Annotated in this window: 8 protein-coding genes; 3 read left to right on the plus strand and 5 right to left on the minus strand. The window is 63.3% G+C overall.

The annotated features are described in order from the left end of the window. Positions 1-49 precede the first annotated feature (49 nt). The 4 genes from pnp to AC1DUB_RS17310 form a co-directional block, all read right to left on the minus strand. Positions 50-2,173: a polyribonucleotide nucleotidyltransferase gene (gene pnp, locus AC1DUB_RS17295; protein WP_477730565.1), complete on the minus strand. Its 2,124-nt coding sequence runs from the start codon at positions 2,171-2,173 to the stop codon at positions 50-52. A gap of 218 nt (positions 2,174-2,391) precedes the next feature. Beyond that, the gene (rpsO, locus tag AC1DUB_RS17300) at positions 2,392-2,658 is read right to left on the minus strand and encodes a 30S ribosomal protein S15 (protein ID WP_011484170.1); all 267 of its coding nucleotides are present in this window, start codon (positions 2,656-2,658) and stop codon (positions 2,392-2,394) included. Between the two features lie 125 nt (positions 2,659-2,783). Beyond that, positions 2,784-3,971 carry a pyridoxal phosphate-dependent aminotransferase gene (locus AC1DUB_RS17305; RefSeq protein ID WP_477730566.1) on the minus strand — a complete coding sequence of 396 codons (1,188 nt, stop codon included), beginning with the start codon at positions 3,969-3,971 and terminating at the stop codon, positions 2,784-2,786. A gap of 88 nt (positions 3,972-4,059) precedes the next feature. Continuing rightward, positions 4,060-5,325: a branched-chain amino acid ABC transporter substrate-binding protein gene (locus AC1DUB_RS17310; protein WP_477730567.1), complete on the minus strand. Its 1,266-nt coding sequence runs from the start codon at positions 5,323-5,325 to the stop codon at positions 4,060-4,062. Positions 5,326-5,456: 131 nt separating this feature from the next. Between AC1DUB_RS17310 and AC1DUB_RS17315 the strand changes: the two genes are divergently transcribed. After that, positions 5,457-5,858 (plus strand): Hsp20/alpha crystallin family protein, encoded by a 402-nt coding sequence (locus tag AC1DUB_RS17315; RefSeq protein WP_477730568.1) that lies wholly within the window; start codon positions 5,457-5,459, stop codon positions 5,856-5,858. 135 nt (positions 5,859-5,993) lie between these two features. Here AC1DUB_RS17315 and tsaD read toward each other — a convergent pair whose 3' ends face one another. Next, positions 5,994-7,037 (minus strand): tRNA (adenosine(37)-N6)-threonylcarbamoyltransferase complex transferase subunit TsaD, encoded by a 1,044-nt coding sequence (gene tsaD, locus AC1DUB_RS17320; RefSeq protein ID WP_477730569.1) that lies wholly within the window; start codon positions 7,035-7,037, stop codon positions 5,994-5,996. Positions 7,038-7,146: 109 nt separating this feature from the next. Here tsaD and AC1DUB_RS17325 point away from each other — a divergent pair, with 109 nt between their 5' ends. Together AC1DUB_RS17325 and AC1DUB_RS17330 are read left to right on the plus strand one after the other, a co-directional pair. Further along, complete coding sequence (locus AC1DUB_RS17325; protein ID WP_477730570.1) at positions 7,147-7,779, plus strand: ANTAR domain-containing response regulator; 633 nt, start codon at positions 7,147-7,149, stop codon at positions 7,777-7,779. Positions 7,780-8,197: 418 nt separating this feature from the next. Continuing rightward, a complete protein-coding gene (locus AC1DUB_RS17330; protein ID WP_477730571.1) occupies positions 8,198-11,080 on the plus strand; it encodes an adenosylcobalamin-dependent ribonucleoside-diphosphate reductase in 2,883 nt (960 codons plus the stop codon). The last annotated feature ends 266 nt before the right edge of the window (positions 11,081-11,346 follow it).

Genomic DNA, 11,346 nt, shown 5'->3' on the forward strand with positions numbered 1-11,346 from the left:
GCCGCATATTCAGGGACTGACGGCTACAAAATCAATAGCAGTTAAAAGATTAACCCCGGTCCTGATCCTGATTTTGGGCAGGACGGTCCAGCAAGGCCTTCATCGACAGCTTGACGCGGCCTTTTTCATCGGTCTCCAGAACCTTGACCTTGACGATCTGGCCTTCGCTCAGGTAGTCGGTGACCTTCTCGACACGCTCGTGGGCGATCTGGCTGATGTGCAGCAGGCCGTCCTTGCCGGGCAGCAGGTTGACCAGTGCACCGAAGTCCAGGATCTTGGTGATGGCGCCTTCGTAGACCTTGCCGATTTCGACTTCCGCGGTGATCTCGGCAATGCGGCGCTTGGCTTCGTCGGCCTTGGCGCTGTCGTTCGACGCGATGGTGATCGTGCCGTCTTCCTCGATGTTGATCTGGGTGCCGGTTTCTTCGGTCAGCGCGCGGATGACGGCGCCACCCTTGCCGATCACGTCACGGATCTTCTCGGGATTGATCTTCATCACGTAGAGGCGCGGCGCGAAGTCAGACACCTCGGCCTTGGCTTCACCCATGGCTTCCTGCATCTTGCCCAGGATGTGCATGCGGGCTTCCTTGGCCTGGGCCAGCGCGACCTGCATGATCTCTTTCGTGATGCCCTGGATCTTGATGTCCATCTGCAGCGCGGTGATACCGAAGGTGGTACCGGCCACTTTGAAGTCCATGTCGCCCAGATGATCTTCGTCACCCAGGATGTCGGTCAGCACGGCGAAGCGGTTTTCTTCCTTGATCAGGCCCATGGCGATACCAGCCACGTGCGCTTTCATCGGAACGCCGGCGTCCATCAGCGACAGGCAGCCGCCGCAGACCGAAGCCATCGACGAGGAGCCGTTGGATTCGGTGATTTCAGACACCACGCGCATGGTGTACGGGAATTCTTCCTTGGTGGGCAGCACGGCGATCAGTGCGCGCTTGGCAAGCCGTCCATGACCAATCTCGCGGCGTTTCGGGCTGCCGACGCGGCCGGTTTCGCCGGTGGCGAACGGAGGCATGTTGTAGTGCAGCATGAAGCGGTCTTCGTAGTCGCCCGACAGTGCATCGATGCGCTGCGCGTCGCGCTCTGTGCCCAGGGTGGTCACGACCAGCGCCTGGGTTTCGCCGCGCGTGAACAGGGCCGAGCCGTGGGTACGGGGCAGCACGCTGTTGCGGATTTCGATCGCACGCACGGTGCGCGTGTCGCGGCCGTCAATGCGTGGCTCGCCGGCCAGGATCTGGCTGCGGACGATTTTGGCTTCGATGTCGAACAGCATGCCTTCAACGGTGACACCGTCAAACGCAACGCCGTCGGCTTTCAGGGCGGCCATCACGTCGGCATAGGCCACGCGGCAGGCTTGCGTACGCGCCTGCTTGCTGCGGATCTGGTAGGCGGCCTGCAGCTTGGCACCAGCGAGTTCGTTGACCTTGGCGATCAGCGGCTCGTCTTTCGCGGGCGCTTGCCAGTCCCAGACCGGTTTGCCAGCGTCGCGCACGAGTTCGTGAATCGCGTTGATGGCGATATTGCCCTGCTCGTGGCCAAACACCACGGCGCCGAGCATGATTTCTTCAGACAGCTGCTGGGCTTCGGACTCGACCATCAGCACAGCGGCTTCGGTGCCAGCCACGACCAGATCCATCTTGGAATCTTTCAGCTGGGTCTTGCCGGGATTCAGCACATACTGGCCGTCGATGTAGGCCACGCGTGCGGCGCCAATCGGGCCATTGAACGGAATGCCGGAAATCGACAGCGCAGCGCTCGAAGCGATCAGCGCAGGAATGTCGCCCTCGACTTCAGGGTTCAGCGACAGCACGTGGATCACGACCTGCACTTCGTTGAAGAAGCCTTCSGGGAASAGCGGRCGGATCGGACGGTCGATCAGGCGGGACGTCAGCGTTTCAAATTCGCTGGGGCGGCCTTCGCGCTTGAAAAAGCTGCCGGGAATGCGGCCGGCCGCATAGGTTTTCTCGAGGTAATCAACGGTCAGGGGGAAGAAGTCCTGGCCGGGCTTGGCATCGGTCTTGGCGACCACGGTGGCCAGCACCACGGTGCCGTCCATGTCAACCACGACGGCACCGCTGGCCTGGCGTGCGACTTCACCGGTTTCCATCGTGACCTTGTGCTGGCCCCATTGGAAGGATTTGGTGACTTTGTTGAAAATGCTCATGTTATTGCTCCACTAGATGCGGGTGCATGAGGCTGCACCCTGGGGCCCGGAGCGGGGCTGGCTGAACACGATGCCATTCCACAAAACGCCAGATTCACAGGGGTGATGAGGACTTTTCTTGTGGAATGACACAGCGCGTGCTCGTTTTGCCTTGCTCCGAAGTAAAAAGCGCCTGAGCTAGGTGAACTAACTCAGGCGCTCTCAAATCGTTTTACCGTTTATTTACGCAGGCCAAGCTTGGCGATCAGCGCGGTGTAACGGTCGGCGTCTTTGGACTTCAGGTAGTCCAGCAGCTTGCGGCGGCGGCTCACCATGCGCAGCAGGCCGCGGCGACCATGGTGGTCTTTGGCGTTGGCCTTAAAATGGGGGGTCAGCTCGTTGATGCGGCCGGTCAGCAGCGCCACTTGAACTTCAGGACTGCCGGTGTCGTTGGCAGCGCGTGCGTTGGCCTTGACAATCTCGGCCTTGATTGATTTCTCGATCATGTTTTTCCTCTTGCAACTTGTGCACTTGCGAGCGAGGCAGTGTTCCCGACATGAGAGTTGACCGCCTTCGTCGTGTTCTGGCAGGCCAGCCTTGAAAAGGCCGTACGACTGCGCAGAGCCTTGGATTATAGCCCAAGCCAGCGCCGCAGGCGATCCACGCCCTGCCCCAGCCTGGCCACGTCCTGGCTGGCAAAACACCAGCGCAGCCAGCCCTGGGCTTCGGGCCTGGGGTTGACCATGAAGGCGTTGCCTGGCGCCAGGCCCAGCCCGGCCTCGACAACCAGCCGTTTGGCCGTGTCCAGCGAGTCGTTAAACCCCGCCTGCCCTTCCAGCCTGAAAAAGGCGTACATCCCGCCTTTGGCCGGCGCCACCTGCACACCGGGCACGGCCTGCAGCAAGGGAATCAGCGTGTCGCGGCAGGTCTTCAGGTGGCCCACCACGCGGGGCGTGATGTCCGCCGTGCGCTCAATCGCCACCAGCCCGGCCCGCTGGACAAACACCGGGGCGCAGGACGTGTTGAACTCCACCAGCTTGCCCATGTGCGGCGTCATCGAAGCCGGCATCACCAGCCAGCCCAGGCGCCAGCCCGTCATGAGAAAGCTCTTCGAAAAGCTGTGGACGACGACGAGACGGTCCTCCGGGGCGGCAATATCCAGAAAGCTGGGGGCGCAGCCGTTCGGTGTGGCTTCGAAATACAGCCGCTCATAGACCTCGTCGGCCAGAATCCAGGTGCCGGTACGCCGGCAGTGCGCCAGAAGCGCCTCCTGCTCGGCGCGCGTCAACGTCCAGCCGGTCGGGTTGTTGGGGGCATTCACGATCAGCAGCTTGGTCCTGGTCGTGATGGCCGCCAGCAGTTCCGCCATGTCGAGCTGCCACTGCCCCGCTACCGGCCTGAGGCTGACGCACTTCACCCGGGCACCCAGGATGGCCGGTTGCGCCGTCAGGTTGGGCCAGACCGGCGTCACGGCCACCACCTCGTCGCCGGCATCCACCAGTGCCTGCACGGCTAGCATGAGCGCATTCACGCCTCCCGACGTGACGGCGATGCGCTCAACACCTATGGGGGCGGCGCCCGGGCGACGCAGCGCGGTGGCGTAGCGGGCAATGGCTTCCCGCAACTCGGGCAGGCCCAGGTTGTGGGCATAGAAAGTCTCGCCCTGCTGCAGCGAAGCCATCGCGGCGTCGCGGATGAAAGCAGGCGTGACCTCGTCGCTCTCGCCAAACCAGAACTTGAGCACGTCGGTGCGGCCCATGCCGGCATTGGCCACCTGGCGGATCATCGACTCCTCAAGATTCAATACTGCCTGTCGCATGCTTGCCTTTCAATTCAGTGGATGCCGCAGGTGCAATGGATCGACCTGTTATGGACCTGTTGCGCCGACTCACGGGATAAGGGATAACTCAGGGCCGCACCATCCGGCAGCTGTGCGGCTGCTCGGCCCGCTCGGGCGCGATGGTCTTGATGACGCGAAAACCATAGCCCGACCCTTCAACATCAAATTTCACGCCGGGTGCGCCCTGCTTGCCCATCATCGCCACCAGCAGGGGCTGCTGGAACTGGTGGTCGGCCGCACGCATCGCGCCCTTGTGACCTGACACAGCCACGGCAGCCCGTTCGAGCTGCGCGGCCACGGCACCCGACTCCGTCGAACCGGCCCTTTCAACGCCTTGCGCAAAAGCCTCCATCATCAACTGCATGCGCATGTGCACATAGTCATCCTGCGGTTTCGGAAAGCGCTGGCGAAACGCCTGATAGAACGCTTCGGACGCATTGCCGGGTTCATTGGGAAACCAGTCTGCCACCGCAATCACCTTGCCCACGCCGGCATCGCCCAGCGCCGCCGGCACGCCCAGCGCATTGCCATAGAAGGTGTAGAACTTGCCCTCATAACCCACTTCCTTCGCGGCCTTGATCAGCAGCGTCAGATCATTGCCCCAGTTCCCGGTAAGCACCGCCTGCGCGCCGCTGGCCTTGATTTTCACGGCGTACGGAATGAAGTCCTTCACGCGCCCCAGCGCATGCAGTTCGTCCCCGACGATCTGCACATCGGGACGCTGCGCGCCCAACTGTTTGCGTGCCTCGCGCAGCACCGCCTGGCCAAAGCTGTAGTCCTGGCCGATCAGGTAGACGCTTTTCACCGCCCGGTCATCCTTGAGCACATCCATCAGGGCCGCCATACGCATGTCGGCGTGGGCATCGAAACGAAAATGCCAGTAGCTGCACTTTTCGTTCGTCAGGATAGGGTCGACCGCCGAATAATTCAGGAACAGCACGCGCTTGCCCGGCTCGCGCTCGTTGTGCTTGTTGATGGCATCGATCAGCACCGCCGCTATGGCCGACGAATTGCCCTGCGCGATCACCGTCACGCCATCATCGATGGCCGAACGCAAGGCCGCCAGGGCTTCCTCGTTCTGCCCCTTGTTGTCGTAGCGCTCGACCGCCAGGTTGCGCGCACCGCCGGGCAGCTTGACGCCACCGCGCGCATTGACACGCTCCGTGGCCCAGACCAGGTTGCGAAAGACCGCTTCACCGGTATTGGCGAATGGCCCGGACAGGCTCTCGATGAGCGCGATCCGCACCGGCGGCTGGGCGGCCGGCTGCGCCTGAGCTGCCAGAGCAGCGCCCAGACATAGGGCCAGCGCGACGCGTTTCAAGAGTTTTTGCATGAATAAATACATCCCGGTTTTTCGCTTGAATAAATCGTCTGTACACCTAATTGATGTGCATGCGGCAATCATGGTGAACGCCGCGCAGTGTAAGGGGAAAACCTCCCCGCCCATCGACCAAAGGAACCCGCATGTTTTACTCCGTTGCCACCCGTCCCGCCCGCAGCTTCCAGCGCAGCTACCCGCCCGTTGCCAGCAATGGCGCACTGGAAAAATTCCTCAATGACACCTTCTCGTCGCTGTCTGACACGGGTGCGGCCAGGTCCGCCACCGTGGAAGACCTGGAGAAAAGCTATACGCTGCAGCTCGACGTTCCGGGCCTGGCCAAAGAACAGCTGGACATTGGCATTGAAGGCGATGTGGTGCGCGTGGCGAGCAAGGCTGAGGCCGTCCGCAGCGTCAAGGCGGCCTGGCGCTTTCCCCTTGAAATCGACGTCGCCAACAGCAGCGCGAAACTTGAAAACGGCGTGCTGACGCTGACGCTGGGCAAAAAAATCCCTGTCAGCAACGTCACCCACCTCAACATACAGTAATCCCTGATCAGGGCCGAGTATCCGCTGGAATGTTCGCCGGCGGTCCCCACGAGGGGCGGGAAGTTATACCAGCCAGGGCCGCGGAACCGGCTTTGCCGGGCCGCAGGCGCAGCGGCCCCCTCTGGGGGCAGGGAGCTACGCGGAGCGAGCGACCGTGGGGGTCAAACTCCAGCGCGGCTTCACGTCAAAGGTGTAGCCGCGCTGCAGCGTTTCCAGGCCGGCCTGCAGGCGCATGCCGGCAGCGAGCGCAATCATTGCGCCGTTGTCCGTGCACAGGTGCAGCTCCGGGTAATGCACGCGGATGCCGCGTTGCTGGCAGGCCGCATTCAGCTGGCTGCGCAGCAGGGCATTGGCACCCACACCGCCCGCGACGACGAGTCGCTTCAGGCCGGTTTGCGCCATGGCGGCCAGCGATTTTTTGACCAGCACCTCCACAATGGCCGCCTGGGTGGCCGCGGCCAGATCCGCTTTGCGGTTTTCCAGCTCAGGCCCCAGTTTTTTGGCTTGGGTCAGCACCGCGGTTTTCAGCCCCGCGAACGAAAAATCGAGATCTCCGCTGTGCAGCAGGGGCCGGGGCAATTTGAAGGCGGTGCCATCGCCTTGCCGCGCCAGGTCAGCCAGATGCGGCCCGCCGGGATAGGGCAAGCCCATCAGCTTGGCCGACTTGTCAAAGGCCTCGCCCGCCGCGTCGTCGATGGTTTCTCCCAGCAGCTCGTAGCTGCCGACACGGTCCACCCGCATCAGCTGGGTGTGCCCGCCGGAAACCAGCAGGGCCACAAACGGAAACACCGGCGGGTCGGCGCTCAGGAAAGGCGACAGCAAATGCCCCTCCAGATGGTGCACGCCCATCACCGGCTTGCCCAGCGCAGCCGCCAGCGAACAGGCCACACCGGCGCCCACCAGCAACGCGCCGGCCAGCCCCGGCCCGCGCGTGTAGGCCACCACATCCACCTGCGCCAGCGTCCGCCCGGCCTCGTCCATGACCTGGTGCGTCAAGGGCAGGACCCGCCGGATGTGATCACGGCTGGCCAGTTCCGGCACCACGCCGCCATACGCCTGGTGCATCTGGATCTGGCTGTACAGGGCATGCGAGAGCAGGCGCGGCACATCGCTGCCGGCGGCATCCACCAGCGCCACACCCGTTTCATCACAACTCGACTCAATTCCAAGAACTAGCATCGTCCCAAGTGTAAGGTTTGGGCTCCTCCCCGGCTTGGGGAGGAACATCCGGCGGCAGAAACCGGCACGGGCAGCCCCAAACTGGCGCGAATCTTGCACGTTACGGCGCATGTCATCGCCCCAATCCCTGCGTCTTGTTGTGATTGCGCCGGATTTGTCCACATCCGACGCGGCAGATGAGGCCGCCCTGGCGCTGATCGAACGCTCACGCCAGTTGCGTATTGGCTTGCTCGAAAACGGTTACAACATCGTGGCGGTGCTACCGGCAGACACCTTTCTGGAGGAGCGGCTGGCCCAGCTGCAGCCCGACATGATCATTGTGGACGCCGAGAGCGAAGCCCGCGATTCGCTGGAACATGTGGTCATGGCCACCCGCGACGAGCGGCGCCCTATTGTGCTGTTCACCAACGACAACGACACCACGCATGTGAAGGATGCCGTAGCTGCCGGCGTGTCCGCCTATATCGTGGCGGGCCTCTCACCCGACCGCATCCGGCCCATTCTGGACGTCGCCATGGCGCGGTTTGAATATGAACAGAAACTCAGGCGCGAGTTGGCACATGCCAAAACCGAACTGCACGACCGCAAGATCATCGACCGGGCCAAGGGAATGTTGATGCAGCGCCTGGGTCTTTCCGAGCAGGTGGCCTATGAAAAACTGCGCAAGGCCGCCATGGACAAAGGTCTGCGCCTTGGTGAAGTGGCGCAGCGCATGCTCGACGCGGCCGACCTGCTCGGTTGAACTGGCCCGCAGCCGAAATGGTGCACCGCACAAATGTGGTGCGCAACACACAAAATCCCGAGATCGTCCCGGCTTGCCGGGTGGGCAGGCGATTGACTTGTCGGGCAAGGGCACGCCCATTCAACCGGGCTCGCGCCCACTGACCCAATAACCCACCAGCCCAACGGCTATAGCCCCACGGGCTGCGTATCCGGGCCACGGCTGCCTTGGCCCTGCCTTGGCGCTGATTTCATGCGCAGACTTTTCATGCGCGCACCCCGCTTGCTGTGCGGCGGGGGTGTTGCACGTCATCCTTGAGACCGCCCTTGAAGTAGAACGGCGATACTGCAAAAATCGATTTCCCCAGGTTTGTTCTGAATCAAACTGCCTGGCGTATCCCACTCGTACGATGCGTCAAGCCATTCACAGGAGCCGCCTCATGCCAGACCAGCTATCCAGACCCGCCACCGCCGTCCATGCCCTCCCCCCCCAGGACATCAGCGAAGAGATTCTGCTGGAGAAATATGGCAAGGGAACCGAGAAGAGCATCCTGGATGTCACCCAGCGCGTGGCGCGCGCCCTGGCACAGGCTGAAGCGCCGGAGTTGCGCCAGCAATGGGAAGGCCGCTTCCTGCAAGCCCTGCAGCAGGGCTTCCTGCCGGCCGGCCGCATCCAGTCCGCTGCGGGCACGGACCTGTCGGCCACACTGATCAACTGCTTTGTGCAGCCGGTCGGTGACTCCATCTCGCAGACGGAAGACGGCCACCCCGGCATCTATACCGCCCTCACGGAGGCGGCGGAAACCATGCGCCGCGGCGGTGGCGTCGGCTACGACTTTTCGCGCATCCGCCCGCGCGGCGCCTGGGTCGGCAGCACCCAGAGCAGTGCTTCAGGGCCGGTCAGCTACATGCGCGTGTTTGACCGCTCATGCGAGACGGTCGAATCCGCCGGTTCCAGGCGTGGCGCACAAATGGGTGTGTTGCGCTGCGACCATCCCGACATCGAAGAGTTCATCCACGCCAAGGATGGCGGCGACCTGCGCAACTTCAACATCTCGGTGGGCGTCACCGACGCCTTCATGGAGGCCGTTGTCGCCGATGCAGAGGTCTCACTGGTTCATCGTGCCCAGCCCGGCGTGGAGCAGAAAGCCGCAGGGGCCTTTCAGGGCCCCGACAATGGACTGTGGGTTTACCGCAAACTCAGGGCGCGGGATCTATGGGACCAGATCATGCGTTCGACCTATGACCATGCGGAGCCAGGTGTCCTGTTTCTCGATCACATCAACCACGACAACAACCTGTCGTATTGCGAGACGATTTCCAGCACCAATCCCTGCGCCGAGCAGCCGCTGCCGCCATACGGATGCTGCTGCCTGGGTTCGATCGACCTGACCCGTTTTGTGCTGGATCCCTTTGATGAAAAGGCCCGCTTCGACGAGGCCTCGTTTACCGAGATGGCCCGCGTGGCGGTTCGCATGCTCGACAACGTGCTGGACGTCACGGTCTGGCCCTTGCCACAGCAACAGGAAGAGGCGCGCAACAAACGCCGCGTTGGCCTGGGCTTCACCGGGCTGGGCGATGCGCTGGTCATGCTCAACCTGCGCTATGACACGCCCGAGGCCCGCGACATGGCGCGGCACATCGCCGAAGTCATGCGCGACGCGGCCTATGACGCCTCGGTGGCGCTGGCGCGCGAACGCGGCGCCTTTCCGCTGTTCAATGCCGACCTGTACCTGAGCGGCCAGCGCTTTGCCTCACGTTTGCCGCAGCCGCTCAAGGAGCGCATCCGCGCCCACGGGCTGCGCAACTCGCACCTGCTGTCCATCGCGCCCACCGGCACCATCAGCCTGGCCTTTGCGGACAACGCCAGCAACGGCATCGAGCCCGCCTTCAGCTGGCGCTACACCCGCAAGAAACGCATGCCCGACGGCAGCCTCAAGGAATACGCGGTGGAAGACCACGCCTGGCGGCTCTACCGCCATTTGCGCGGCGACGACGCTGCGCTGACTCCGGCCTTCGTGACGGCACTGGAGATGAGCGCGCAGGCCCATGAAGCCATGGTGGCGGCCGTCGCACCCTATATCGACACGGCGATTTCAAAAACCGTCAATGTGCCGGCCGACTATCCCTATGCAGACTTCCAGAACCTCTACCTCGAAGCCTGGCAGTCCGGACTGAAGGGGCTGGCCACCTACCGGCCCAATTCCGTGCTGGGTTCGGTGCTCAGCGTCGGCCCCACGGCCGCTCCGCTGCAGATCAATGATGCCAACCGGCGTCTGGCGCTGGAGCGCCTGCCCGCGCCCGTGCTGTCGTCCCTGCGCTGGCCGGGCCGGCCCGAGTTGCCGGGAGGCAATCCGGCCTGGACTTTCATGGTGCACCACCCCTTTGGCGACTTTGCGCTGTTCGTCGGCGAACTCGCGCCCGAAGGTGGCGGCGCGTCGCAGCCCTTTGAAGTCTGGGTCAACGGTGCCGAACAGCCACGCGGCCTGGGCGCAATGGCCAAGACGCTGTCGATGGATCTGCGCGCCAACGACCCGGCATGGCTGCAGCTCAAGCTGGACGCGCTGGCCACCGTGGCCGAAGAACGCGCGTTCGAGATGCCGTTCCCGCCGCATGGCGAACTGCGCCTGTTCCCGGGCGTTGTTGCGGCCACCGCAGCGGTCATCCGCTGGCGCTGCGACCAGCTCAAGTCCTTGCAGCCGGCCGTCAAGGCCGGCGCCACGCCAGTCATGGACGCCATGTTCAGCCGCGAGGAGCCGAAAACCGGCCCCTCAGGCACGCTGGCCTGGGCGGTGGACATCGAGAACCCGGCCACCGGCGAAAACTTCACCCTCACGCTGAAAGAAGTGACCCTGCCGGGTCCGGACGGCAGCACCGTCACCCGGCCCTGTGCCGTGGGGTTTTCGGGTAACTACCCACGCGCGCTCGATGGCCTGGCACGCCTGCTGTCGCTGGATATGCGGGTGATTGATCCGGCATGGATTGGCATGAAGCTGCGCAAGCTGCTCAACTACGCCGAGCCGCTGGGTCACTTCATGGCTTTTGTGCCGGGCCTGCCCCACGGCGAGCGGCGCCAGCAGACCTGGCCCTCGACCGTAGCCTATATGGCGCGCCTGATCATTCACCGCTATGCCATGCTTGGCATCCTCAATGAAGAAGGCTTTCCGCTGCGGGAGATGGGCGTGCTCGAATCCCCCAGGAACGCGGAAGCGCCCACCACGCTGGCCGGCAAGGCCTGCCCGGAATGCGGCAACCCGACCGTCATCAGGAAGGATGGTTGCGACTTCTGCACGGCATGCGGTTACGTGGGGCAATGCGGCTAGCGATGCTCCGCCCGCCCCTGATGGACGCAGCAGCCCAACATCAAAACGGCCAGGGGATGCAGGCGCACCGCCAGGCCTGGCTCCGAAATGGTGCGCCGCACAAATACAGTGCGGAATCAAAAAAATCGTGAGCCGGTCTGGCATGCGGCCCACGACGCTATCAATTCAGTAGCTGGTTACGCCCATTGGCAAATGGTCCAGGCGCCATCTCGCGTCTGTCGTGAGTCTATGTGAAGCACAAGAACCTGTTGGCACAGGTCTTGCGT

Source organism: Polaromonas sp. P4_F9, assembly GCF_056401235.1.